The organism is Ruegeria sp. AB11, assembly GCF_056536325.1.
Window position 1 is genome coordinate 3557268 of the sequence record NZ_JBQFJO010000001.1, and the last position, 25082, is coordinate 3582349.

The 25082-nt window shown below is 55.6% G+C and carries 22 protein-coding genes; 15 read left to right on the top strand and 7 right to left on the bottom strand.

Going from position 1 to position 25082, the window contains the following annotated elements; translation table 11 throughout:
• Positions 1 to 549 precede the first annotated feature (549 nt).
• A complete protein-coding gene (locus tag ACR3EJ_RS17775; protein WP_170543180.1) occupies positions 550 to 1323 on the bottom strand; it encodes an FGGY family carbohydrate kinase in 774 nt (257 codons plus the stop codon).
• A 121-nt stretch (positions 1324 to 1444) separates the two neighbouring features.
• Here ACR3EJ_RS17775 and ACR3EJ_RS17780 point away from each other — a divergent pair, with 121 nt between their 5' ends.
• The 7 genes from ACR3EJ_RS17780 (at position 1445) to ACR3EJ_RS17810 (ending at position 8984) form a co-directional block, all read left to right on the top strand.
• Complete coding sequence (locus tag ACR3EJ_RS17780) at positions 1445 to 2470, top strand: LacI family DNA-binding transcriptional regulator (RefSeq protein WP_170543178.1); 1026 nt, start codon at positions 1445 to 1447, stop codon at positions 2468 to 2470.
• Positions 2471 to 2564: 94 nt separating this feature from the next.
• Complete coding sequence (locus ACR3EJ_RS17785; protein ID WP_170543176.1) at positions 2565 to 3869, top strand: ABC transporter substrate-binding protein; 1305 nt, start codon at positions 2565 to 2567, stop codon at positions 3867 to 3869.
• Between the two features lie 107 nt (positions 3870 to 3976).
• On the top strand, positions 3977 to 4843 hold the full coding sequence (locus ACR3EJ_RS17790) for a carbohydrate ABC transporter permease (RefSeq protein ID WP_010443327.1): 867 nt from the start codon (positions 3977 to 3979) through the stop codon (positions 4841 to 4843).
• A gap of 12 nt (positions 4844 to 4855) precedes the next feature.
• Positions 4856 to 5686, top strand: coding sequence for a carbohydrate ABC transporter permease (locus ACR3EJ_RS17795; protein ID WP_170543174.1), 831 nt, complete (start codon positions 4856 to 4858; stop codon positions 5684 to 5686).
• A 12-nt stretch (positions 5687 to 5698) separates the two neighbouring features.
• Complete coding sequence (locus ACR3EJ_RS17800; RefSeq protein ID WP_170543172.1) at positions 5699 to 6703, top strand: ABC transporter ATP-binding protein; 1005 nt, start codon at positions 5699 to 5701, stop codon at positions 6701 to 6703.
• On the top strand, positions 6700 to 7473 hold the full coding sequence (locus ACR3EJ_RS17805; protein WP_170543170.1) for an L-iditol 2-dehydrogenase: 774 nt from the start codon (positions 6700 to 6702) through the stop codon (positions 7471 to 7473). The genes ACR3EJ_RS17800 and ACR3EJ_RS17805 overlap by 4 nt, the downstream gene beginning before the upstream one ends.
• Positions 7473 to 8984: a mannitol dehydrogenase family protein gene (locus ACR3EJ_RS17810; protein ID WP_170543168.1), complete on the top strand. Its 1512-nt coding sequence runs from the start codon at positions 7473 to 7475 to the stop codon at positions 8982 to 8984. Before ACR3EJ_RS17805 ends, ACR3EJ_RS17810 begins: the two co-directional genes overlap by 1 nt.
• 666 nt (positions 8985 to 9650) lie before the next feature.
• Here ACR3EJ_RS17810 and ACR3EJ_RS17815 read toward each other — a convergent pair.
• The 5 genes from ACR3EJ_RS17815 to ACR3EJ_RS17835 form a co-directional block, all read right to left on the bottom strand.
• Positions 9651 to 10733, bottom strand: coding sequence for an ABC transporter ATP-binding protein (locus ACR3EJ_RS17815; protein WP_170543167.1), 1083 nt, complete (start codon positions 10731 to 10733; stop codon positions 9651 to 9653).
• 3 nt (positions 10734 to 10736) lie between these two features.
• A complete protein-coding gene (locus ACR3EJ_RS17820; RefSeq protein WP_170543165.1) occupies positions 10737 to 12392 on the bottom strand; it encodes an alpha-glucosidase in 1656 nt (551 codons plus the stop codon).
• 9 nt (positions 12393 to 12401) lie between these two features.
• Positions 12402 to 13550, bottom strand: a complete 1149-nt coding sequence (locus tag ACR3EJ_RS17825) for a carbohydrate ABC transporter permease (RefSeq protein WP_010443334.1) — start codon at positions 13548 to 13550, stop codon at positions 12402 to 12404.
• A 12-nt stretch (positions 13551 to 13562) separates the two neighbouring features.
• The gene (locus tag ACR3EJ_RS17830; RefSeq protein ID WP_170543163.1) at positions 13563 to 14570 is read right to left on the bottom strand and encodes a carbohydrate ABC transporter permease; all 1008 of its coding nucleotides are present in this window, start codon (positions 14568 to 14570) and stop codon (positions 13563 to 13565) included.
• A 65-nt stretch (positions 14571 to 14635) separates the two neighbouring features.
• Complete coding sequence (locus ACR3EJ_RS17835) at positions 14636 to 15991, bottom strand: ABC transporter substrate-binding protein (RefSeq protein ID WP_170543161.1); 1356 nt, start codon at positions 15989 to 15991, stop codon at positions 14636 to 14638.
• Positions 15992 to 16204: 213 nt separating this feature from the next.
• Between ACR3EJ_RS17835 and ACR3EJ_RS17840 the strand changes: the two genes are divergently transcribed.
• Entirely contained in the window at positions 16205 to 17236 is a 1032-nt protein-coding gene (locus ACR3EJ_RS17840) for a substrate-binding domain-containing protein (RefSeq protein ID WP_170543158.1), read from the top strand.
• A gap of 1 nt (position 17237) precedes the next feature.
• Positions 17238 to 18548 (top strand): GH1 family beta-glucosidase, encoded by a 1311-nt coding sequence (locus tag ACR3EJ_RS17845; RefSeq protein ID WP_170543156.1) that lies wholly within the window; start codon positions 17238 to 17240, stop codon positions 18546 to 18548.
• A gap of 6 nt (positions 18549 to 18554) precedes the next feature.
• Here the strand turns inward: ACR3EJ_RS17845 and ACR3EJ_RS17850 are convergent, their stop codons facing one another.
• On the bottom strand, positions 18555 to 19124 hold the full coding sequence (locus tag ACR3EJ_RS17850; RefSeq protein ID WP_480423204.1) for a ZrgA family zinc uptake protein: 570 nt from the start codon (positions 19122 to 19124) through the stop codon (positions 18555 to 18557).
• Between the two features lie 197 nt (positions 19125 to 19321).
• Between ACR3EJ_RS17850 and ACR3EJ_RS17855 the strand changes: the two genes are divergently transcribed.
• The 6 genes from ACR3EJ_RS17855 to ACR3EJ_RS17880 all read left to right on the top strand — a co-directional run bounded on the left by ACR3EJ_RS17855 (position 19322) and on the right by ACR3EJ_RS17880 (position 25055).
• Positions 19322 to 20590, top strand: coding sequence for an imelysin family protein (locus ACR3EJ_RS17855; protein WP_170543153.1), 1269 nt, complete (start codon positions 19322 to 19324; stop codon positions 20588 to 20590).
• Between the two features lie 128 nt (positions 20591 to 20718).
• Complete coding sequence (locus ACR3EJ_RS17860) at positions 20719 to 21012, top strand: (2Fe-2S)-binding protein (RefSeq protein WP_170476823.1); 294 nt, start codon at positions 20719 to 20721, stop codon at positions 21010 to 21012.
• Positions 20960 to 21445, top strand: a complete 486-nt coding sequence (gene bfr / locus ACR3EJ_RS17865; protein WP_010443342.1) for a bacterioferritin — start codon at positions 20960 to 20962, stop codon at positions 21443 to 21445. Before ACR3EJ_RS17860 ends, bfr begins: the two co-directional genes overlap by 53 nt.
• The gene (locus ACR3EJ_RS17870) at positions 21405 to 22952 is read left to right on the top strand and encodes a di-heme oxidoredictase family protein (protein WP_170543151.1); all 1548 of its coding nucleotides are present in this window, start codon (positions 21405 to 21407) and stop codon (positions 22950 to 22952) included. The genes bfr and ACR3EJ_RS17870 overlap by 41 nt, the downstream gene beginning before the upstream one ends.
• A 3-nt stretch (positions 22953 to 22955) precedes the next feature.
• Positions 22956 to 23966 carry an imelysin family protein gene (locus ACR3EJ_RS17875; RefSeq protein ID WP_170543149.1) on the top strand — a complete coding sequence of 337 codons (1011 nt, stop codon included), beginning with the start codon at positions 22956 to 22958 and terminating at the stop codon, positions 23964 to 23966.
• Positions 23967 to 23969: 3 nt separating this feature from the next.
• Complete coding sequence (locus tag ACR3EJ_RS17880) at positions 23970 to 25055, top strand: DUF1513 domain-containing protein (RefSeq protein ID WP_170543147.1); 1086 nt, start codon at positions 23970 to 23972, stop codon at positions 25053 to 25055.
• Positions 25056 to 25082: the final 27 nt, after the last annotated feature.

Consider the following 25082-nt stretch of genomic DNA (forward strand, 5'->3'; position numbering starts at 1 on the left):
CTGAACGCAGAGCTTAGAGAACGGAAATACCCTTGCTTCGTCGCTGCCCATCAACGACGAATACTCGACGACATCGGCAGCTATAATAGCGGCGCGTCGACGCTGCACAGGACCCGCCTGCTTGCAGTCTAACGGATGTCACGAAATCTCGACCATGCATGTCCTTCTGTTAGTCCAACTAATTTGGCTGCCATGGCACAGACTAAATTTCTGCTTCTCCTCGACGACTCCTACTGTTTGCAGACGCAGCTAACGTCTGCTTTCCGCCCGATACCGCGCCAGTCGTATGACCAGCGAACTCGCTAACGACCAAAAAGTCAAAAAACAGAAAAGTGAGGCACAATATTGGACACAAACCAATTTCTGAACACTACCCATTGACCACATTTCCTTTATTTTGTTAATTTTCAATATGTTGACAAAAATCCTACCACCCCAGCCACATTTTCCCTACATGTGCTGTCCGGAATGAATCGCGACTTGTCCAGTTGGAAAAGCGTGCACATAGCGTTCGGGGTTGGGCTTTTACTTACGATCCGCCACGATCAACTACTCCGACGTCCCAAGGGAGACGAAGCCCCGTCCCGGTTCCGTCGCACCAAGAGATATCGCCCCAATCGCCGCATCCCCTCCTCCGGCCACAACGGGCACGCCAGGCTTCAACCCGGTCGCTTCTGCAGCCTGTGACGTCACAGTCCCAACCACACTGTGGCCGTCAAACACTTGCGGCAGCCAGTCGAGCGCTACACCAGTGGCTTCCGCGATCCCGATATGCCAGTTGCGCGATGCCTGATCGAGCCACATTGTTCCCGCAGCATCGGACGCATCGGTTGCCAGTTCACCATGCAGGCGTGGACCGATGTAGTCCTTGGGCAGCAGGATATGGGCAAGCTGGGCATAGTGACCGGGTTCATTCTGTTTCAGCCATGAAATTTTGGGGGCAGTAAAACCGGGCAACGGAAGAACACCCGCGATATGACCAATCTGCGGCAGCGCTACGCGCAGTTCATCGCATTCGATTGCGGTCCTGCTGTCATTCCACAGGATTGCCGGGCGGATTGGGCACAGCGTACGGTCCAGCAAAACGGCCCCGTGCATCTGTCCGGACAAATCGATGGCCTTCGCCTCTGACAGTGGGATTTGCTCTGCAAGCTGCTTCAACGCGTCACGCGTCGCCTGCCACCAAAGTTCTGGGTTCTGCTCTGACCAACCGGGTTGTGGCGAGGACGTCTCGATCCCTGCAGAAGATATCGCAAGAATACGATCAGTATCCGCGCAGACAATCTTGACCGCCGACGTTCCGATATCAATCCCGAGATACATTTTTATCCGTCGACCTGCACAAACGTCCGGAACTTGTCTGACTCTTGATTTTTTGTCGCGCGTAAAGAATATGTAAAAATAGGATAAGATCAAGACGGCTATGATCCGCAGGCAGACTGGCATGACCAAGATTAAGAATATGGAAGAGTTCGCGGCCCTCAGCGGCATCTCGCGGCCCACGGTATCCAAATACTTCCACGATCCCGACAGCGTTCGCCCAACGACAAGGGCGCGTATCGAAGAGGCGCTCGAACGGTTTGACTATCGCCCGAATATCTATGCTGTAAACCAGAACCGGAAGCTGACCAAGAATATCGGCATCGTCGTGCCCTATCTGGCCGATCCGTTCTTTGCCGAAATCGCGCGCTATCTGGAGCAAAGCTGTATTGCGGCAGGCTATCGCCCTTCCCTCTTTAGCGCCCACGGAGAACAAAAGCTGGAAAACGAAATTCTGGATGGGCTGCAATCCATGAAGCCCGCCGGAGTTTTGTTGGCACCCCTGGGCCGGATTTCAGACCGATCGGCGATTGAGAAGTTCTGCGCCAACGTACCGACTGTTCTGTTTGACAGTAACCTTGATGGGCTGGGTGCCGCGTTTATCGGATCGGACAATTTCAGCTTTGTGTCACAGACCGTTGAATACATGACCCGGACGGGCGAGCCTCCATCATTTTTTGAAATGCGCACACCCGCGAACCCAAACGCCAACAAACGAAGGAAGGCTTATGTCGCCATGATGGAGCGCCACGGGTTCGAGCCGCATATCATCAAAGTCGACGGGAAAGGATGGGCTTTCGAAGAGATTGGGCACAGAGGCGCGCTGAAAGTTCTTGAAGAGCGTGAATTGAGAACGAACTCCGTTCTGTGCAGCAATGACCGGCTGGCTATTGGCTTTCTTGCGGCCTGCTATGAACAGGGGATTCGGGTCGGTCGGAAGGAGGGCTGCACGCTGCGCGTGGCCTCAAATGACGATCATCCGTTCGCAAAGTTTACCTGCCCTTCTCTCACAACAGCCGCACACGACTATGACAACGTGGCCAGCCGAAGCGTCGAGACTTTGTTCGAAATTATTGAAAACGGTGGGAAATTTGAATCGCGAACTGAGACACTTTTCCCCGCTCGACTTGTTTTAAGGGACTCTGCATAAGCCACAATCTTAACGCGCGTAAAGTTTTTATTGACTGCGCGACAACTTTCACTCTACGCTCCCTGCACGACATCCAAGCTCAGGGAGGACAGGGATGTATCTGAAGCACGCACTTCGCGCGGCGACTGCATTGACATTCGTCGCCACGGCAGCAGCCCACGCGCAATCCATCACGATCGCCACAGTGAATAATGGCGACATGATCCGGATGCAGGGCTACACCGACAAATTTACCGAAGCGACCGGCATTGATGTTGAGTGGGTGACACTGGAGGAAAACGTGCTGCGTCAGCGCGTCACCACCGACATCACCACCAAAGGCGGTCAGTTCGATATCATGACCATTGGTATGTACGAGACACCGATCTGGGGGGCGAATGGTTGGCTGGTGCCGCTGGATGGTCTGTCTGCTGAATATGATGTGGACGACATCTTGCCTGCCATGCGCAACGGGCTCAGCAATGACGGCACGCTCTATGCCGCCCCGTTCTACGGCGAAAGTTCGATGGTAATGTATCGTACCGACCTGATGGAAAAGGCCGGGCTTGAGATGCCCGACGCGCCTACATGGCAGTTCATCCGCGAAGCCGCTGCGGCGATGACTGACCGGGACAACGACATCAACGGTATCTGCCTGCGCGGTAAAGCTGGTTGGGGCGAAGGTGGTGCCTTCATCACAGTGACCGGGAATTCCTTTGGCGCCCGTTGGTTCGACGAAGAATGGAAACCGCAGTTCGATCAGCCTCAGTGGAAAGAGGCTCTGACCTTCTTTGTCGATATGATGAACGAGTCAGGCCCTGCAGGGTATGCAACCAACGGCTTCAACGAAAACCTGTCACTGTTCCAGCAGGGCAAGTGCGGCATGTGGATCGACGCCACTGTTGCGGCGTCCTTCGTGACGAACCCGGACGACTCGACCGTGGCCGATCAGGTTGGCTTTGCGCTGGCACCAAACTCTGAAGGTGTCGACAAACGCGCCAATTGGCTCTGGGCTTGGGCTCTGGCCATCCCTGCGGGCACGCAGCAAGAAGATGCAGCCAAGCAGTTCATCGAATGGGCCACATCCAAGGATTACATCGAACTGGTGGCCGAGAACGAAGGCTGGGCCAATGTGCCTCCGGGCGCGCGAACTTCGCTGTATGAGAACCCCGAATACCAGAAGGTTCCTTTCGCCCAGAAAACGCTGGATTCGATTCTTGCAGCCGACCCGGATAACTGCTGCGCGCAACCGACGCCCTATGTTGGCATCCAGTTCGTCGCGATCCCGGAATTTGCAGGTATCGCCACGCAGGTAAGCCAGGAGTTCTCGGCAGTCTATGCCGGACAGCAATCCGTGGATGAAGCGCTGGCCAAAGCGCAGGCCTTCACCGCAGAAGAAATGGAAGCCGCAGGTTACTGAGGCATCCCTCCCCGCGGGCGGGCAGAGGTCTGCCCCCCGCTCCGCCCTTCCACAACTCGCGTTTTTCTCGCAGGCTGGGTTACGCCTGAACAGAGAGGGTTTGCGTTATGGCTACTCAACATTCCCGATCCGTTGCTCGCCTGATGATGGCACCTGCAGTGGTCCTGCTACTTGGCTGGATGCTCGTGCCGCTGACGATGACGCTGTATTTTTCCTTCAAGAAATACCTACCGCTGCGCGGTGGGGATCTGGGCTGGGTCGGGTTCGACAACTATGTCCGGTTCGTCTCGTCCAGCTCCTTCTGGCCCGCTGTGCAGGCGACGCTGGTGATCGTAGGCGGTGTGCTGGTGATCACAGTGGTGCTGGGCATCCTTCTGGCGATGCTGCTGGACCAGCCCATGTGGGGTCAGGGCGTTGTCCGCATCCTCGTAATCGCACCGTTCTTCGTCATGCCCACCGTGTCCGCGCTGGTCTGGAAGAACATGTTCATGGACCCGGTCAATGGCTTGCTCGCACACCTGTGGCGCTTTTTCGGGGCCGAGCCAATCTCATGGCTCTCCGAGGCGTCGATGACGTCGATTATCATGATCGTCTCATGGCAGTGGCTGCCCTTCGCGACGCTGATCCTGCTGACCGCAATTCAGTCGCTGGACAGTGAGCAGCTCGAAGCAGCCGAAATGGATGGTGCCCCGGTGCTGAAGCGGTTCTATCACATCGTTCTGCCGCACCTCAGCCGCGCGATAACCATCGTGATCCTGATCCAGACGATCTTTCTTCTGTCGATCTTCGCCGAGATCTTCGTGACCACCGGCGGTGCATTCGGCACCCGCACCCTCACCTACCTGATCTTCCAGCGCGTGCTGGAAAGCCAGAATGTCGGCCTTGGATCAGCCGGAGGTGTCTACGCCATCATCCTTGCCAACATCGTCGCCATCTTTCTGATGCGCATCGTCGGCAAAAACCTGGACGCGTGAGGAGGAACGACCATGGCCCGCGCCGTCACAACCCGTCGCAAATCGCTGAACACCGCCCTTGCCTGGGCCGTTGGTCTGCTGATCTTTTTCCCGATCCTCTGGACGATCCTGACCAGCTTCAAGACCGAAGCGCAGGCCATCGCAAGCCCCCCGCTGTTTCTGAACTTCGATTGGACGCTAGAGAACTATGCCATCGTACAGGAACGTTCCGACTACATGCGGTTCCTGTGGAATTCGGTGATCATCGCAGGTGGATCAACCATTCTTGGCGTGATCATCGCAGTCCCCGCAGCCTGGGCGATGGCTTTCGTCCCGTCCAAGCGGACCAAGGACATCCTGCTGTGGATGCTGTCCACCAAGATGCTACCTGCAGTGGGCGTGCTGTACCCGATCTATCTGCTGTTCATCCGGTTGGGTCTACTGGACACGCGCGGGGGGCTGGTCGTGGTGCTGATGCTGATCAACCTGCCGATCATCGTCTGGATGCTTTACACCTATTTCCGTGAAATTCCCGGTGAGATTCTGGAGGCCGCCCGGATGGATGGTGCCACGCTGAAAGAGGAAATCCTCTATGTGCTGACGCCGATGGCCGTGCCCGGCATCGCCTCGACGGTTTTGCTGAACTTTATCCTTGCATGGAATGAGGCGTTTTGGACGCTCAACCTGACGGCCGTTGACGCGGCCCCGCTGACCGCCTTCATCGCCAGCTATTCCAGCCCCGAAGGCCTGTTCTTCGCCAAGCTCAGCGCGGCATCGACCATGGCGATTGCACCAATCCTCATTCTTGGCTGGTTCAGCCAGAAACAACTTGTCCGCGGCCTGACTTTCGGCGCTGTGAAATAAGGAAGACGACTTATGGGACGTATTCAACTCAAGTCAGTGACCAAAAGCTTCGGCGACGTTGAGGTCATTCCACCGCTGGACTTGACCATAGGAGACGGAGAATTCACCGTCTTCGTCGGCCCCTCGGGTTGCGGCAAGTCCACTCTGCTGCGGCTCATTGCAGGGCTGGAGGATATCACGTCGGGCTCCATCGACATTGATGGCGCGGATGCAACAGACGTGCCGCCCGCCAAACGTGGTCTGGCCATGGTGTTCCAGTCTTATGCTCTGTACCCGCATATGACGGTGCGCAAAAACATCGCCTTTCCCCTGCGCATGGCCAAGCTGGATCAGGCCGAAATCGACAAACGTGTTGAAGGTGCCGCGAGCGTCCTAAACCTGACCGATTATCTGGACCGGCGCCCGGGGCAATTGTCGGGTGGGCAGCGTCAGCGCGTTGCTATAGGCCGGGCTATCGTACGCGAACCCGCCGCGTTCCTGTTCGATGAACCTCTCTCGAACCTCGACGCAGCCTTGCGCGTTGGCATGCGGTTGGAGATCAGCGAACTTCACGAACGCCTGGCGACCACGATGATCTACGTGACCCACGATCAGGTTGAGGCGATGACAATGGCCGACAAGATCGTCGTTCTTCAGGCCGGTGTGATCGAACAGGTCGGCAGCCCGCTTGAGCTGTACCGGACGCCGCGCAACCTGTTTGTTGCAGGGTTCATCGGCTCGCCTAAAATGAACTTCATCGAAGGCCCCGAGGCGGCAAAGCACGGCGCTCAAACCATCGGCATCCGTCCTGAACACATCACCGTTTCCGAAACCGAAGGTGAATGGTCAGGAGTGGTCAGCGTCTCTGAGCACCTTGGTTCGGACACCTTCTTTCACGTCCACGAGACCGGCCTGGCTGAGACAATCACAGTCCGTGCAGATGGCGAAGTGGGCTTCCGCCACGGGGATCGCATTCATATGACACCGCGGGCTGACGTAATCCACCGGTTCGACGCGAAAGGCTTGCGGATCGAATGACACGCTTGGCTGGCAAAACCGCCCTGATCACCGGGGCTGCGCGTGGCATCGGATTGGCCTTTGCCAAAGCTTACGTCACCGAGGGCGCGCGTGTTGCCATCGCCGACATCGACATCCAGCGCGCGAGAGACGCAGCTTCTGAGATCGGTGAGGCTGCTTTGGCTATCGAGATGGATGTGACCAACCAGCAGAGCATAGATGAGGCGGTGGCAAAAACAGCTGCCCATTTCGGTCTCATTGATATCTTGATAAACAACGCAGCCATCTTCACCGCCGCACCAATCGTTGAGATCGAGCGCATGGATTATGACCGCGTTTTTGACATCAACGTTGCTGGCACCTTGTTCACCATGCAAGCCGTCGCGCGCCACATGATTGAAAAAGGGACCAGAGGCCGGATCATCAATATGGCGTCACAGGCCGGGCGAAGAGGTGAACCTTTGGTCGCTATCTACTGCGCCAGCAAGGCGGCAATCATTTCTCTGACTCAATCGGCGGGGCTGAACCTGATATCTCACGGTATCAACGTGAACGCGATTGCCCCTGGTGTCGTCGATGGCGAACACTGGGACGGCGTAGATGCGTTCTTCGCAAAACACGAAGGCAAACCCCCCGGCCAAAAGAAACGCGAAGTCGCCGCAACCGTCCCTTATGGTCGCATGGGCCGGGCAGATGACCTGACCGGGATGGCGGTATTCCTGGCTTCTGACGATGCCAATTACATCGTCGCACAAACCTACAATGTAGACGGCGGAAACTGGATGAGCTGATGGATCCTGCAGCGAATGCAAAAACTCCGGTGCGACTGCGACTCGACAGCCTTGCAGACCTGCCCGATAACGTCAGGCACCCTGCCTATCAGCGGTCGGACCTGACGCCGGGCATCGTCCATATCGGGCTTGGTAATTTTCACCGTGCGCATCAAGCGTGGTACATTCACCAGTTAATGCAGCAAGGCCAAGCCCATGATTGGGCGATCATCGGGGCCGGCATGCGAAACTACGATGCGGAGATGAGAGAACGCCTGCTGGCACAGGACTGTCTGACCACGTTGATTGAACTAGACCCCACAAGGACATCCGCCGAAGTCATTGGTCCGATGGTTGACTATTTACCGATTGAGGCAGGTAATGTTGCCTTAATCCGGAAGATGGCCGACCCTGCCATTCGTATTGTTTCTCTCACAGTTACCGAAGGCGGGTACTATCTCATCTCCAATACCGGTGCGCTTAACACCGATCACCAAGATATCCGCTACGATGCCGCAAACCCCAACCTGCCCCGAACGGCCTTTGGCTCCATAGTCGCGGCACTCAAACAGCGCCGAGCAAATGGCCTCAAACCCTTCACCGCGCTAAGCTGCGACAACCTTCTGGGCAACGGCACAATCCTGCGAAACTGCGTAGTTGGCTTGGCGCGCATGTCTGATCCTGATCTGGCCAACTGGATTGATCAAAACAGCGCGTTTCCCAACTCGATGGTAGATTGCATCGTGCCAGCAACGACTGACGAGATGGTATCGCAATGCCAAATCCTTGGTGTGGATGACCGCGCTCCTGTCTCGCACGAGAACTTTCGTCAATGGGTGATCGAGGATGAATTCTGCGCCGGGCGACCACCCCTCGAGCAGGTCGGGGTAACGCTGACCCAGAATGTTCACAGCTATGAGTCAATGAAACTCCGCATTTTGAACGGAGGCCACCAACTTCTCGCAAACGTTGGGGAAATTTTGAATGTCCCGACGATTTCATCCTGCATGCAGGATCCGGACATCCTGGCATTCTTCAGAACGGTTCAGACCGAAGAGATTCTGCCACATGTCGAAGCTGTCCCCGAAACGACAGCGAAAGAGTACCTTGAGTTGGTTGAGAGGCGATTTGCAAACACAGCGATTCATGACACAACGCGCAGGGTCGCGTTCGACGGATCGGCGCGGCATCCGGGATTTCTACTGCCATCGCTACGCGATGCACTTGCATCGGGCTCTTCAGTAATCGGGCTTGCGCTGGCCGAAGCATTCTGGTGCCGGATGTGTGCGGGGGTTCGTGAAGACGGTTCCGAAATCGCCCCGAATGATCCCCTTTGGGAAAATCTATGTGAAACCGCGTTGGCTGCCAGAACCGATCCAGGACTGTGGCTCGAACAACGTCTGTACAGCGGTGACTTTGACCGCGGCACACAATTTTCCAACGCCTTTGCCTCGTGGCTAACCAAGATCTGGCAGCGTGGTAGCCGAGCAGTATTAGCTGAGTATGTCGCGACCAATTCATTGTCGCACTAACTTCGCGTTACTTCGATCAATGGGTCGCGGACACATATTGTTGTTTTAGGATGGAACGGCAATGTCCGCCTCAGACACTCGGCTTTCGAAAAATACTGTTACAGCCACAGCCTGCTTCCCTCCGATCCCGCAAAACATCGAATGACCGACAAGGCACCAAATACCAAAGTGATCAAAAGCAGAAATGTGCGACACGAAACTCGACTCAAACCGACTTACGAGCACTGCCAATTGAGCAAAATTCCTTTATATTGTTAAATTTCAATATGTTGACAATAGACCCTGCCACTCCAGCCACGAATTCACGAAAACCAATGAAACCTAGGGGCAAAATCTATGCCTGGCACGCAGTGTGTACCAGTCCTCAGTCACTGTAGATTAGAGTGCAACGCACCCCAATGCGCGAAAGCTCGCTGACACGTCCGGTCAATATCTAATCACAGCTCTGATCTTTGAATCCGTCGAGCGGCCGGTCGAAATGGCACCGGAGAGAGAAATCGTGCTCGTTCGGTCCAGCATGTGAGGACGCGGAGTTGAATTGGCAACTTGATGCGCCGCTGAGAACCGAGGTTTCAAGCACCAGACAAACTCAAATCTTAAGTCACGATCACGCCAGGCGAATTGAATCTTACCTGACTGGGCCAAGCCCCATCCGACCGCGTGCAGTTAGCGACGCATCGATTGTCCGTTGTGGAACAGGTGCACCTTTTCCGGAGGGGCAGTGACGGATACGTTTTGCCCTCGCAGATTGCGCTGAACTCCCGGCAGTTTAGCGATCACTGCCTCTCGTCCCTCGGGCGCTGCAAAGTAAAGCAATGTAACCTCACCCAGAGCTTCGGTGAAATCCACAACACCTGAGTAGATTGCGCCGGCCTCTGTCATCTCCAGATCTTCGGGCCGAACGCCGATATTGACCTGTTTGCCTTCATCCGCTGCCTCTGTTTGGATGGATGAGACCGCAACACCGCCGTCGTCCAGTGTTACGGTCGTCGTCTCTCCGGTCGAAGTGATAGTACCCGGCAACAGGTTCATTGCAGGCGAGCCAATGAACTGCGCGACGAATTCATTGTCAGGCGTCTCATACAATTCCAGCGGAGTACCAACCTGCGCAATTCCTTTGTTGGCCAGAACGACGATGCGGCTGGCGAGCGTCATCGCCTCGACCTGATCGTGGGTAACGTAGATCATCGTGCTGTCAGGCATCGCTTCTTTCAGCCGAGCGATCTCGATCCGCGTGGCCACACGTAGAGCGGCATCCAAGTTCGAAAGCGGCTCGTCAAACAGATAGACCTTCGGATCGCGAACGATGGCACGACCGATGGCTACGCGTTGGCGCTGACCGCCGGACAACGCCTTGGGCAGGCGATCTAACAAGGGCTCAAGCTGCAAGATCTGCGCCGCACGCTCCACTGCGGCATCGACCTCGGCACTGGGCAACTTGGCGATCTTGAGCGCGAAGGCCATGTTTTCGCGCACCGTCATATGCGGATAAAGCGCATAGGACTGGAACACCATCGCGATGCCTCGCTGTGCGGGCGGTACGTCATTGACCACCTGCCCTTCGATCTCAAGCGTTCCGCCCGTGATCTTTTCAAGGCCCGCGATCATCCGCAGCAGAGTAGACTTGCCGCAACCTGATGGGCCGACGAAGACAATCAATTCGCCTTGCTCGATCTCGAGATCGATATGTTTCAGAACATCGACCGGCCCATAGGATTTGGCCACATCTGTAAGCTTGAGTTCCGACATGGTTTACCTCTTTTCCCGAGCCAATAGACAGAATTGAGCGGCGTTCAGCATCAACGTGCCTTCCCCGCAAACGCCGCCCAACATCTCCCCGATTACTTTCCAGTCGCCTTCCGGCAGTGTCACGTCCACCGGATCGTCACCCAGATTGAAGGCGCAGAAAACCTGCTCTGCTTCATCCTCGCGGGTGAAGGTCAAGATCGTACCGATTTGTGACATCTCTGTCTGCTTGCCGGACATCAGTGCCGAGTGCGCATGACGCAAAGCAATCGCATGGCGGTAGTGGTGTAGCATCGACGCCGGGTCTTGTTCCAACCGGTCCACCGCCCGCTCAGCTTGAGTGGCACTGACCGGCAACCAGGGGCGACCCGCGCTGAACCCGGATTGTTCGTCCTGCGCGGCCCAGACCATTGGTGTGCGACATCCGTCACGGCCTTTGAATTCAGGCCAGAATTCGATGCCATAGGGGTCTTGCAAATCCTCGAACGCAACATCCGCCTCGGGAAGACCCAGTTCTTCTCCCTGATACAGGCAGGCCGAGCCACGAAGGCACATCATGAGAACGGCGTGCTGCCGGACAGCTGCATCGTCCAAACCCCAACGCGAAGCATGGCGTTGCACGTCGTGGTTCGAGAAGGCCCAACAGGGCCATGCATCACCTGCCTTGTCCTCTAGCTGGTCAAAAACCTGCTTTGCGTAAGCCGCCGTCAAAGCCCGCTTTTCGAGGAACTCGAAGGCATAGCACATGTGCATCCGCTTATCACCACTGGTGTATTCCCCCATGATCTCCAACCCGCGCTGTGCGTCACCGACCTCACCCAGACAGGCGCGGCCTTCATATTCGTCAGTCAGGGCGCGCAGCCGTTCTAGGAAGGCGATATTCTCGGGCTGGCTTTTGGAAAAGAGGTGGTCCTGATGGTTATACGGGTTCACCATCGGGGCAATTGACGCGTTGCGTTGATCCATCGGCAGGCCGGGATTGTCGCGCAGCTGGGCATCGTGGAAATAGAAGTTGATCGTGTCCAGACGAAACCCATCAACTCCCAAATCCAACCAGAACCGGGCGACATCCAGCAGGGCATCCTGAACATCTTTGCAATGGAAATTCAGATCGGGCTGTGACGTGAGGAAGTTGTGCAGATAATACTGCAGACGCCTCGCATCCCACTGCCAGGCCGAGCCGCCAAAGATCGAAAGCCAGTTATTCGGAGGTGTCCCGTCCGGCTTGGGATCAGCCCAGACATACCAATCGGATTTCGGGTTCTCGCGGCTGGCGCGGCTTTCACTGAACCATGGATGCTGATCCGACGTATGCGAAAGCACGAGGTCGATCATCACCTTCAGCCCATGCGCATGAGCCTGATCCAAAAGTTCTTTGAAATCCGCCATGGTGCCGAACATCGGATCGACATTGCGGTAGTCGCTGACGTCATAACCGAAATCCTTCATCGGAGATTTGAAGAACGGCGATATCCAGATCGCATCAACCCCCAGTGAGGCGATATAGCCAAGCCGCTGTGTGATGCCCTTGAGGTCTCCGATCCCGTCGCCATTGCTGTCCTGAAAGCTGCGCGGATAGATCTGATAGATCACCCCGCCCCGCCACCAGTCTGACGCCGCTTTGGTTGCTTCAAATGCTCTCGCGTTGGTCTGCACGTTCATCACACGCCCTTATTTTACGGAACCGGCCAGCAAGCCGCGAACCAGATATTTCTGCATTGCAAAGAAGACGGCCAGCGGCACCGCGATTGAGACAAACGCCGCCGTGGCCAGGATTTCCCAGTTACCACCCCGCGTGCCCAACAGCTCGACGATACGGTTGGTCATTACCGTGGTCTGGCCACTGGCATCGATCAGGAACACTTTGGCGACCAGCAGATCGTTCCATGTCCACAGGAACTGGAAGATCGCAAAGGATGCCAGTGCCGGGAAGCTGAGCGGTAGGATAAGCTTGGTGAATATCTGAAACTCAGTCGCACCATCGACCCGCGCGTTCTCGATCAGATCACGCGGCAGCCCGGCCATGTAGTTCCGCAACAGATAGATCGCCAGCGGCATCCCGAACCCGGTATGGGCCATCCAGACACCCAGATATCCTTTGCCTATGCCGATATTGAGATGCAGCTTCAGCAAAGGGATCAGTGCCAATTGCAACGGCACCACCAACAGGCCAACCACCGCAGCAATCAGAAGCGCCCGCCCAGGGAAATCCATCCAGGCCAGCGCATAGGCCGCAAAAGCCGCAACAAGGATCGGGATGATCGTCGCCGGGATCGTTACCGTCAGAGTATTAAAGAAGGCCTTGCCCATACTGTCTGAACTATTTGCGTTGAACAGAACATGGGCATAGTTCTCGAAGGTGAATTCTGGTGGCAGAGTTGTGGTCACAAAGACCCGGGGGCCGCGCTTACCCGAAAACTCTTCGGTGTTTTCCATGCGATAGTCGCCATTGGCCTGAACCGTGATCGTCCCGCCGCGACGCAGCTCGGCTTTTTCACCCGGAGCAAAGGCATCAATCGCGCGCGAATTCACACCCCATCGCGAAATGTCCGAGGCCCGTTCACCATCGAAGATATTGCCTTCGATCACATAGAGACCATCCTGCAAAACTTGCGTTTCAGGTGCAGCAGCACGCAGAGTCAGGTTTTGTTCAGACGGGAACAGTGCCCGCCACCAACCGCTACTGGCAATTTGATCCCCTGTTCTGAAGGACGAAATCAACAAACCCAGCGTAGGGAATACCCAAAGTACGACCAGCAATACAACCGAGGCGTGTACGACCCATCTGAGGGCCGGACGGGTTCCTGCAATATCGCTCATATCCCCAACCTCCTACTGCATTTCTTTGCGCGCATTGCGCACGTTCCAGATCAGGATCGGTGTCACCAGCAACATGATCACCATGGCGGATGCCGACCCCACGCCCCAGTCATTGGCGCGGAACATCTTGTCGTACATGTAATTGGCCAGAACCTGCGTCTCCCACTGGCCATTGGTCATGGCAAAGACGATGTCAAAGACCTTGAGCACAACGATTGTAATGGTGGTCCAAACCACCATGATCGTGGTCTTGATCTGTGGCACTTTGATCTTAAAGAATATCTGAAACGGGTTGGCCCCGTCCAAAATGGCGGCCTCAATGGTCTCTTCCGGGATACCGCGCAAGGCAGCAGACAAGATGACCATGGCAAAGCCGGTTTGAATCCAGACCAGCACAATCATCAGGAAAAAATTGTTCCAGAATGGAAGCGTCAGCCAAGTATGCGTCTCGGTTCCACCAAAGAAGATATAGATCGCGTTCAGAACGCCGATCTGATCCTGATCGGGTGGGCGCGCGTCATAGACCAATTTCCAGATCACCGAGGCACCCACGAAGGAAATCGCCATCGGCATAAAGATCAGCGACTTAGCGACATTGCCCCAACGAATGCGATCCGTGAGCTGCGCGACTAACAGGCCAAAGGCAGTGGACATCGCAGGCACAACAATCAGCCACAGCATGTTGTTGCGCATTGCCTCCCAGAATTTGGGCTCGGCGAGCATTTGGGAGTAGTTATCGAAACCCGCCCATTCGTATCCGCCACCGGCTACGCGATCGGTCAGCGAAAGGCGCAGTGTTTCGAATACCGGATAGGCAAGATAGACCCCAAGCGCGAGGATCGCGGGAAGCAGGAACAACCAGGGCCGGATCATGTTCGCGCGGTTGATATTACGCCCCGCATTAGGACCACGCGCAGGAAACAGGACCTTATCCAAGAACTGGTTGGACAGATAGAAATAGCCCACGCATCCCGACACACCGAATACGATTGTTAGCAGGCCCTGAATTGCCGGATTCATGGCGTCCTCTCCCTTGCTAGGGTTCCGGGCAACCTGAATGATAGGTTGCCCAAAGGTTCAGTGGTTTACTTGAGTGCGTCCCAGGACGACTGGATTTCGCTGGTGACATCTTCGGCGGATTTACCTCCGGTGTAGTCGACCATCCCGGTCCAGAATGTACCCGCGCCCACGGCGCCCGGCATCAGGTCAGATCCATCAAAGCGGAAGGTCGTCGCACCCAACAGAATGTCACCCAGACCACGCAGAGTATCGTCCTTGTAGGCTTCGGTGTTAACGCCTTTATGCGGGGTCAGGAAACCTGTTTGCGCCATCATCACCTCATGCGCGATTGGCTCTTTCAGGAACTCCATGAACGCGCTAGTCGCATCCGAGGGATTACTGACGGCCATCAGCGTACCACCGCCTAGAACCGGGTTACCCAAGTCTTTGTCGGCGAAAGACGGCATGTAGAAGAAGTCTGCATCGAGACCGAACTCAACATCTTCGGGGAAAAAGGCCGGAACGAACGAGGCCTGACGGTGCATGTAGCATTGCGGCGGCGATGAGAACATGCCTTTGGGACTGTCGCGGAAGTCAGTCGAGGCCACGGCTCCTGCCCCACCAGAAACCTTCGCGTCATCGCGTGCAAACCAGCCGAATTCTTCGATTGCGGCGATCACGCGTGGATCATCAAACGGTATCTCATTTGTCACCCACTGGTCATAAACTTCAGGCGGCTGCGTCCGCAGCATCATGTCTTCCACCCAGTCAGTCGCTGGCCAGCCCGTGGCGGCACCCGATCCTAGACCAATGCACCAAGGTGTCTCACCGTCAGCGACGATCTGTTCAGTCAGTGCTTTCAGTTCCTCCATGGTCGTTGGCACTTCGTACCCGGCATCCTCGAAGTTCTCCGGGTTGTACCAAACCAGAGACTTGACGTTCACGTTGTAGAAGAAGCCGTACATCTGGTCATTGCCATCGGCATCTTTATAGGTGCCTAGGTCAACCCATGAATTTCCGGCCGCATAGTTGTCGCCAACCCAACTGGCCATGTCTTCACCCAAAGGCGTTAGTTGCCCTTTGGAGGCCATGATCGCCGCCAGTCCGGGCTGAGGGAATACGGCGATGTTCGGGGCGGAACCCGCTTCGGCATCGATAACGATCTGCTGCTCGAAACTGTCAGAGCCAGTGTAGATCACATCCGCGCCGGTCGCCGCCTCGAAATAGGCGGTCATGTTGTTGAAATAACCATCTTCCGGCGTCAACCAAGGACCAGCGATAGTGACGGTCTGACCGCTCAGATCAGGCGCACTTTCAGCCCAGGCATTATAGCTATCCCAGTTGAACGGCCCTTCACCAGGTGTGAAGGCCAAGTCTTCGGCATACGCGGTCCCTGCCAGCAGAGCGGTCACTGCCGCACCTGCATAAAGCGAGCGTTTCATGAATTTTCCTCCCAGACTTTACGGCGCAAACGAGATTCGTTTTCAAAGCGCTTTGGATAGATAACTTTATCCGCTAACATTCCGAGTCTGTCAACATCTCGCAAATAGTTGCTGTAATATTGAGTTATTAGACTCAAATATCAAAACGGGTTGACGGAACCTGAAATTCCCAACAAAACAATAGGACCGCAACTTGAAAGCGCTTTGAATACTATGAACCTAAAGAAACTCTCGGAGATTCTTGGTCTTTCACAGACAACCGTCAGCCGAGCGCTGAACGGTTATCCCGAAGTGAATGAGGAAACGCGTATCCGGGTTCAGGCTGCCGCTACAAAACACGGATACCGCCCAAATAGCCGCGCCAAAGGACTGGCGACAGGGCGATCCATGGTAATTGGGCACGTGATCCCGTTCTCTTCTCAGCACGAGATGGTCAACCCGATATTTGGTGATTTCGTTGCAGGTGCTGCGCGCACTTACGCACAGAATAACTATGATATGATGTTCACGCACGCGCCTGACACCTCAGTCGAAGACTCCTATCGAAGCCTGTTCAACAGAGGGGTTGTGGACGGCGTCGTGCTTCAAGGCCCCAAAGTCAACGAGCCGCGGATATCCGTCCTGTCGCAAATGGGGGTGCCGTTCATTGTACATGGTCGTTCTACGGGTGCCGACGTTCCTTACGACTGGATCGACGTGAACAATCAGCGCTCATTCGAGAGGGCGACACAATTTTTAATTGATCTCGGCCACCGGCGCATTGCACTGATCAACGGGCTGGAAGAGATGGACTTTGCTCAGCGCCGTCGGAATGGATACGTCTCAGCATTAAAACACTCAGGAATTGAGATTGCGCCGGAGCTGTTGCGCAGCGCCGAGATGACAGAAATTTACGGGCATCAAGCCGCCTGCGACATGCTGGATCTGAACGATCCTCCGACGGCCATTCTGGCCTCGTCAATCATCTCAGCCGTTGGTGTCCGGAGGGCTCTGGAAAATCGCGGCCTGAAGATGGGGCGGGATATTTCAGTCATCGCGCACGATGACGAACTGTCCTACATGCGCAACGGCATAGATGTACCGATATTCACCGCCACGCGGTCCTCGGTCAGACATGCCGGAGAGTTGGCTGCTGAAATGCTGATTGGACGGATCAACGCCCCCAACGACCCACCCAAAACGCGCCTGTTAGAGGCCGAGCTTGTTGTTGGCAGCTCAACCGGTCCAGCTCCACAAAGGATATGAAATGAAACACAAACGCTCGGATTTTCCGGTCGATTTTCAGTTTGGCGTTGCAACGTCGGCCTACCAGATTGAGGGTCATGCTCAGGGTGGCGCAGGAAAGACCCATTGGGACAGTTTCGCGGCCACTCCGGGAAACGTCGTAAACGCTGAAAACGGCGATTTGGCCTGCGACCACTACAATCGATATGAACAGGATTTGGATCTGATCCAGGACGCTGGGTTCGACTGCTATCGTTTCTCGACCAGCTGGGCTCGAATCTTGCCCGAGGGACGCGGGCCAGCCAATCAACAAGGCCTTGATTTCTATGATCGTTTAGTTGACGCCCTACTTGAACGTGGCATCAAACCCTGCGCAACGCTGTATCACTGGGAACTCCCCTCGCCGCTTGCTGACTTAGGCGGCTGGCGAAACCGAGATATCGCAAATTGGTTCGCTGATTTTACAGAAATCATCATGGGCCGTATCGGCGATCGCATGTTCAGCGTGGCATCCATCAACGAGCCGTGGTGCGTAAGCTGGCTCAGTCATTTCGAGGGCCAACATGCCCCCGGCCTGCGCGATATCCGCGCCACCGCCCGTGCCATGCATCATGTCTTGCTTGCCCATGGTCGCGCAATCGAGGTTATGCGTGGATTGGGCATGTCCAATCTGGGTGCGGTGTTCAATCTGGAATGGTCGGAACCTGCCGATGATAGCACCGAAGCACATTCTGCGGCGGCCCTATATGACGGGATCTACAACCGGTTCTTCTTGAGCGGGGTCTTTAACAAATCCTACCCCGAGAATGTTCTGGAGGGTTTAGCACCGCACCTACCCAAAGGTTGGCAGGACGATTTTGAGACCATCGGCAGTCCGGTCGATTGGTGTGGGCTGAATTTCTATACGCGCAAGCTAATTACACACTCTGACTCGGCCTGGCCCGCTTTAAAAGAGGTTCCAGGCCCGCTGCCCAAAACGCAGATGGGGTGGGAAATTGATCCTGCGGCGCTTTCGCGATTTCTGATCCGAACTGCACGCGATTACACGGGCGATCTATCGATATATGTCACTGAAAACGGTATGGCGAGCGCTGAGCGCCAACAGGATGAAGACCGAATTGATTATCTGGATCAACATCTGGCTGAAGTACGCCGGGCTTTGGATCACGGTGTGCCGATCAAAGGATATTTTGTCTGGTCGTTGCTGGACAATTACGAATGGGCGCTGGGGTATGAAAAACGCTTCGGACTGGTCGATGTTGATTTCAAAACGTTGGAGAGAACACCCAAAGCATCATATTTTGCCTTGAAAAACGCGTTGACGCAAAGCTAACGCACTCTAGTCCTGCAGGGTCAGCACCGGCTGATCGCGATACACCGTATAGCTGAAGGCACCTTCGACCGAAATCAAACTGACGTCCAGTTTCTGAGCGTCGGGAAATAATTCAAAATAGGTGAACCGGATCGACGTCACCAAATCTATTTCCTCGCATTCCAACACATAGTCCGCTTGAAATTCGGCGTGTTCCCTGGTGTGATTTTCGGTTTTGTCATCCACTTGCCCAAAACCAACCCCAACAAGGGCCACATTCGCAGACGCGGTTTCGCATCCAGCTTCTGATGGCAAATTGAACAACCTCAACGGTTCTGAGAGATCCGAGATCGCGGCCGCAACTTCTGCCCGTTCTTCGTCGTTTTCTGCTGAGTGCTCAAAGCCCACAACATCCATGCCCGGGGCCGCAAGAATCACGGTGAACTCATTACTATCCATTGATATTGCCACTCGCCCAACACCGTGGGTATGCGCTTCGACCGCAGCCAACTTTTGAGCCATTGGTATGGTTGGCAAGAGCATTAACAGTACTGCCGCGCATTTCATCTCAAACACCATTAAACAAACAAATCTCATGATATTTTAGTCTAATTACCCTCCTGCGCAATTGGCTTACATGCATTTCAACCCCACCAGATATGGGGAGGCAAATTCAGACTTTATATCCGACAATAAAAGTCAGGTTGACTTTGTTGACTAATTAACTCAGATATTTCCGCGTCCACCCCGTTACTGTGCGGGAACCGAACCCGTTGAGAAGGAATGAATTCCAAATGACCAAATTATTCACTGCGACCAGCGCCCTTACGTTGAGCATCGCAAGTGCAGCTGTCGCCGACGCCCCGTCTAAAGCAGATATTCTGAGCACCTATGCCAACATCGCGGAAGCAAAATATGACGACAGCCTGATTGCGGCAAAGACGCTGCAGACTGCCGTTAATGCGCTGCTTGCCGATCCGTCGGACGCAACGCTGACCGCAGCACGCGCTGCATGGGTCGCCGCGCGTGTGCCTTATCAGCAGACCGAGGTTTATCGCTTTGGCAACGCTATCGTCGACGACTGGGAAGGCAAAGTGAATGCTTGGCCCTTGGACGAAGGCCTGATCGACTATGTGGACGCGTCGTACGGAGGCCCGAGCGATGAGAACGAGTTCGCCGTGCTGAACGTCATCGCCAACCCTAGCTTTGAATTGTCTGGTGAAACCATCGACGCAAGCGAAATCACCCCTGCTCTTTTGTCGGATACGTTGCACGAGGCTGACGGGATCGAGGCCAACGTCGCCACCGGCTATCACGCCATTGAATTCCTGCTGTGGGGTCAGGACCTGAATGGCCATGGCGCTGGCGCAGGAAATCGTCCTTATACCGACTATGTAGACGGTGACGGCTGCACTGGCGGTAATTGCGATCGTCGGGCCCAGTATCTGAGCGCCGCAACCGATCTGCTGATCAGCGATCTGGAATGGATAACCGCCCAGTGGGCCGAAGGTGGCGAAGCGCGCGCCGCTCTTGCCTCGGACGAGACTGCCGGTGTCAGCGCGATCCTGACCGGCATGGGCTCACTATCCTATGGTGAACAGGCGGGTGAACGCATGCGCTTGGGCCTGATGCTGAACGATCCCGAAGAAGAGCATGATTGCTTTGCCGACAACACCCATAACAGCCACTATTACGATGGTCTGGGCATCCAGAACGTGTATCTGGGAAGCTACACCCGTATCGATGGCACTCCGGTATCGGGTGCATCGTTGTCCGATCTGGTTGTCGCAACCGATCCGTCTTTGGATGCAGAGATGAAAGCCAAGCTCGCGAGCACCATGAAAGCTTTGGGCAACATCAAGTCGACCGCCGAGGCTGGTTTTGCTTATGACCAGATGCTGGAGCGCGGTAACGAAGGCGGTGAAGCTCTGATTATGGGTGGCGTGAATGGACTGATCGACCAAACCAAAACCATCGAACGTATCGTGACCCTGCTGGAACTTGACCAGATCGATTTCGAAGGTTCGGACAGTCTGGACAATCCCGACGCGGTATTCCACTAAACGCTATGGCCGGGCGCGATGGAATTGCGCTCGGCCTTTTCTACGAAAGGGGTGTGGCGTCTTGACACTGGACGCAAAACAAAAAACCTACTATTTCACTAAGAATAACGAAATCAGGCTGAGTCGCCATGATTGTATGCCACTGTACCAATATCTCAGACCACGACATCCGCGCGGCGATCAGCTGGATGCGCACCGCAGACCCGCAGACCATAATCACCCCTGGCAAGATCTATCATGCCCTTGGTAAATCAGCAGATTGCGGCGGATGCATGCCTCTTTTCCTAGACACAATGCGTTCTGACGATAATCTGGAAGTCCCCATGCAGCTTCGGACATTGCGGTCCGGAGCATCACAGGAGAAGTCACATGAAAGGCGATCCCAAGGTTATCGAATATCTCAACAAATCACTGCGGCATGAACTGACGGCTGTTAGCCAATACTGGTTGCACTATAGGCTTCAGGAAGATTGGGGCCTTGGCCATATGGCCAAGAAAAGCCGCGAAGAATCCATCGAAGAGATGGAGCACGCGGATAAACTGATCGAACGCATTATTTTTCTCGAAGGTCACCCCAACCTGCAAAAACTTGATCCCTTGCGGATCGGCCAGACACCCAAGGAAACTCTTGAATGCGATCTGGCAGCCGAAATTGATGCAAGAGCTCTTTATAAGGAAGCGCGCGAGTATTGCCGGGATGCCGGCGACTACGTGTCGATGTCTCTGTTTGAGAAATTGATGTCCGATGAAGAGGACCATATCGACTTTCTCGAAACGCAGCTCGACCTCTATGAAAGGATTGGCGAAGCCAACTATGCGCAACTCAACGCATCAACCATGGACGAGGGCGAGTAGGCTCGCCCTGGCATCGGTGGCCGCACTGTCGGCCACCCCCTCCCTCGCGACCGAGCTACGGGACCCACATCTAAACTTCATTCCCAGAACAGACGAAGAGCGTGCGCGGATTGCTGCGGTGACAGCCTCACCCGAAAAGTTCAGTGCACCCCAGCGGTTCGAAGAATTATCCGCTGGCGCGGCGACTGTACGCGTTCGTACCGATGCCGATGCGTTTTCTCAGCCCTCCGCCAACATCAGTTTCGAACAGGAACTGGATTTCAAAGTAGGCAATGGATTGTTCAAGAAGATCTGGGTCTCATCGCCCTCCTCAACACTGGCTTCAGATGGGTTGGGCCCGCTTTATAACGCCCGCTCGTGCCAGCGGTGCCACATCAAGGATGGGCGCGGCCATACACCTAATGGACCGGATGACAACGCCGTCTCGATGTTTCTACGGGTCTCAATCCCCGGCAACCCAGAGGATGCTCCTGCCGAGATTGAGGACTATATCGCCACCTTGCCCGACCCGAATTATGGCGGGCAGATGCAGGATTTCGCACTGGCCGGCCATCCGGCAGAATATCGGTTGAGCATCACATACGAAGAAGTCCCAATCGAGATGTCCGAAGGTGAAATTGCTTCGCTTCGCCGCCCGACCTACCATGCGGCCGACTTGGGGTATGGCCCATTGCATCCCGACGCCATGCTCAGCCCCCGAGTCGCGCCACAGATGATCGGCTTGGGATTGCTCGAATCCATCCCGGTTGAGGACCTGTTGGCACAGGCCGATCCTGATGATGAAGATGGCGACGGGATATCGGGACGACCGAACATCGTGTGGTCGTTAGAATTTGGCGAACCGATGATGGGCCGCTTTGGCCACAAAGCCGGAATGCCTACGGTGATGGAGCAATCATCGGCGGCCTTTGCGGGTGATATCGGCATTTCTAGCCCGCTTTACCCTGCCCCCTTCGGCGATTGCACCGAGCTGCAGACCAACTGCATAGATGCCCCGCACGGTGACACTGATGTGCGCGGGTTTGAGATTGACCAAATCGGCATGGATCTCGTCGCTTTTTACAGCCGCAATTTGGGTGTCCCCGCCCGGCGTGAGACTGATGATCCACAGGTATTGCGCGGTAAAGAAGTGTTCCACACATCTGGCTGTGCCTCCTGTCACACACCTGCTTATGTCACCCATCGAATGCCCGATCGACCCGAACACAGTTTTCAATTGATCTGGCCCTACACTGACCTGCTGCTGCACGACATGGGCGAAGGACTGGCCGATAACCGCCCCGAGGCCCGCGCCACGGGCCGTGAATGGCGTACTCCGCCGCTGTGGGGGATTGGATTGACAGAACGTGTCTCGGGCCACACCCAATACCTGCACGACGGTCGGGCACGCTCTCTGCTCGAGGCTGTCTTATGGCATGGCGGAGAGGCCCAAGCCGCTCGCGACACGGTGGTATCAATGCCCAAGTCTGACCGTGATGCGCTGATCCAATTTCTAGAGAGCCTATAGTTGATGCGAAGCCTTACCCTATTTACCGCTTTGTTGATCCCATTCGGCGCTTATGCGCAGGATCGCGCGCCGATTCTGATGGATGTGACTGAAACTCATATCCTGCCGCGCTTTGCGCAATTGGCGGATGCGACTGACACCTTGGCCACCACCGTGCAGGCCGATTGTGAACCACAATCGGATACCCTGCGCGCAGCCTATTCTGCAGCATTCGATAGCTGGATCTCAGCCAGTCATTTGCGGTTCGGTCCGACCGAGACGGATGACCGGGCCTTTGCCATGGCCTTCTGGCCCGACACCAAAGGTTTCACACCAAAAACCCTTTCCCGGCACATCAAAGACGAAGACACAGCTGTCGAGTCGCCCGCCGCATATGCCGAAACGTCGATTGCCGGCCGCGGTTTTCTGGCGCTTGAACGAATGCTGTACGATCCGACCATGGCCGAACAAGGCAACGTCGCCTATCGCTGCGCGCTGATCCGCGCTATCGCCACCGACATTGATCGGAATGCAGATGGAATGAACGCCGATTGGCAGAGTTTCGCACCAAATCTAACCCAGCCGGGTGACGACAGCCCCTATCGCACGGGCGATGAGGCGATGCAGGAACTGTACCGGGCGCTGACAACAGGCCTCGAATTCACCGCTGATACACGGCTCGGTCGCCCCTTGGGCACATTCGAACGTCCTCGTCCAAACCGCGCCGAAGCGCGTCGGTCAAAGCGATCATTGCGCCATGTGGAGCTATCAATGATCGCGCTACGCGATATGGCCGCCCGCCTGTCCTTCGACCACCCCGAAATCGCAGCTGATCTTGATACAGCCTTTGCACAGGCAATAGATCGGGCTCAGTCGCTGGATGACCCCGCCTTTGCCAAGGTCGACACACCACAGGGCCGCATCCGGGTCGAAGCATTGCAACAATCGATCCACAAGATTCGCGAGATCGCCTCAACCGAGCTTGGTCCAACGCTCGGCATCAGTGCTGGGTTCAACTCACTGGACGGAGACTGAGCTTTGACCAACCGGCGCAATTTCCTTACAGGTCTCGCCGCTGCCAGCCTGACGCCCGCATCCGGCTGGTCATCAGTGGGCGCGCCTGTTTATCTTGCCGCCGGGCTATTCCCCGATGGCAGCTATCGGCTTTCCGGGCTGGACAACGCAGGCGCCATCTTGTTCTCGATCCCTCTGCCATCACGAGGCCATGCTGCGGCTGCCCATCCGTCCAAGGCGCAAGCCGTCGCCTTCGCACGCCGTCCGGGCACGTTCGCCATTGTGATCGATTGCAATAGTGGTGATGTCATCAAACGACTGACAGCCCCAAAGGGCCGCCACTTCTACGGGCACGGCACATTCTCGGCCGATGGCACGCGGTTCTTCACGACCGAGAACAAATATGAAGCCGCAGAAGGCGTCATAGGCGTTTGGGACGCCAACAGCTTTGTTCGGCTCGGAGAGTTCGCCTCGGGCGGCGTTGGTCCCCACGACATAAGGCTTATGCCCGGCGTTGACATGCTTGTTATTGCCAATGGCGGTATCGAAACCCACCCCGATACCGGCCGAACAAAGCTTAACTTGCCTACAATGTTACCCAATCTCGCCTATGTCCACCTATCGGGTTCGGCATTGGCAAAAGTGGAGCTAACCGGCGCGCAGCACAAAAACTCAATCCGTCATCTTGCTGTGCGTGGCGATGGTCTTGTGGGTTTCGCGATGCAATGGCAGGGCAATCAGACCAAGCACCCACCCTTGTTGGGCTTGCACAAACTTGGCGAAAACCCTCGCCTGCTTTCCGCCCCTGAAACACAGCAAAGCGTGTTGCAAGGGTATGCCGGTAGCATCGCGTTTTCCACCAATGGACATTCAGTTGCAATTACCTGCCCCAGAGGCAACGCGCTACATCGCTTCGATGTGACGAGCGGTGCTTTAATGAATGCCTACACGCTTGAGGACGTCTGCGGATTAGGCGCTGGCGCAGAAGATTTGGTATTCACCACCGGTACCGGTGCCTTTGGGTCTCTGAATGCCGCGCACGCCAAAATCTCGTCTCGGCAGGATTGCCAATGGGATAACCATTTGATCCCAATCCAAACAACCGATTAATACGCAGCGAGATTCCGATTCGCAGTT

Coding starts and splice junctions, on each gene's coding strand:
- ACR3EJ_RS17775 (WP_170543180.1), bottom strand. CDS start 1,323: ATGTATCTCGGGATTGATATCGGAACGTCGGCGGTCAAGATTGTCTGC.
- ACR3EJ_RS17780 (WP_170543178.1), top strand. CDS start 1,445: ATGACCAAGATTAAGAATATGGAAGAGTTCGCGGCCCTCAGCGGCATC.
- ACR3EJ_RS17785 (WP_170543176.1), top strand. CDS start 2,565: ATGTATCTGAAGCACGCACTTCGCGCGGCGACTGCATTGACATTCGTC.
- ACR3EJ_RS17790 (WP_010443327.1), top strand. CDS start 3,977: ATGGCTACTCAACATTCCCGATCCGTTGCTCGCCTGATGATGGCACCT.
- ACR3EJ_RS17795 (WP_170543174.1), top strand. CDS start 4,856: ATGGCCCGCGCCGTCACAACCCGTCGCAAATCGCTGAACACCGCCCTT.
- ACR3EJ_RS17800 (WP_170543172.1), top strand. CDS start 5,699: ATGGGACGTATTCAACTCAAGTCAGTGACCAAAAGCTTCGGCGACGTT.
- ACR3EJ_RS17805 (WP_170543170.1), top strand. CDS start 6,700: ATGACACGCTTGGCTGGCAAAACCGCCCTGATCACCGGGGCTGCGCGT.
- ACR3EJ_RS17810 (WP_170543168.1), top strand. CDS start 7,473: ATGGATCCTGCAGCGAATGCAAAAACTCCGGTGCGACTGCGACTCGAC.
- ACR3EJ_RS17815 (WP_170543167.1), bottom strand. CDS start 10,733: ATGTCGGAACTCAAGCTTACAGATGTGGCCAAATCCTATGGGCCGGTC.
- ACR3EJ_RS17820 (WP_170543165.1), bottom strand. CDS start 12,392: ATGAACGTGCAGACCAACGCGAGAGCATTTGAAGCAACCAAAGCGGCG.
- ACR3EJ_RS17825 (WP_010443334.1), bottom strand. CDS start 13,550: ATGAGCGATATTGCAGGAACCCGTCCGGCCCTCAGATGGGTCGTACAC.
- ACR3EJ_RS17830 (WP_170543163.1), bottom strand. CDS start 14,570: ATGAATCCGGCAATTCAGGGCCTGCTAACAATCGTATTCGGTGTGTCG.
- ACR3EJ_RS17835 (WP_170543161.1), bottom strand. CDS start 15,991: ATGAAACGCTCGCTTTATGCAGGTGCGGCAGTGACCGCTCTGCTGGCA.
- ACR3EJ_RS17840 (WP_170543158.1), top strand. CDS start 16,205: ATGAACCTAAAGAAACTCTCGGAGATTCTTGGTCTTTCACAGACAACC.
- ACR3EJ_RS17845 (WP_170543156.1), top strand. CDS start 17,238: ATGAAACACAAACGCTCGGATTTTCCGGTCGATTTTCAGTTTGGCGTT.
- ACR3EJ_RS17850 (WP_480423204.1), bottom strand. CDS start 19,124: ATGAGATTTGTTTGTTTAATGGTGTTTGAGATGAAATGCGCGGCAGTA.
- ACR3EJ_RS17855 (WP_170543153.1), top strand. CDS start 19,322: ATGACCAAATTATTCACTGCGACCAGCGCCCTTACGTTGAGCATCGCA.
- ACR3EJ_RS17860 (WP_170476823.1), top strand. CDS start 20,719: ATGATTGTATGCCACTGTACCAATATCTCAGACCACGACATCCGCGCG.
- bfr (WP_010443342.1), top strand. CDS start 20,960: ATGAAAGGCGATCCCAAGGTTATCGAATATCTCAACAAATCACTGCGG.
- ACR3EJ_RS17870 (WP_170543151.1), top strand. CDS start 21,405: ATGCGCAACTCAACGCATCAACCATGGACGAGGGCGAGTAGGCTCGCC.
- ACR3EJ_RS17875 (WP_170543149.1), top strand. CDS start 22,956: ATGCGAAGCCTTACCCTATTTACCGCTTTGTTGATCCCATTCGGCGCT.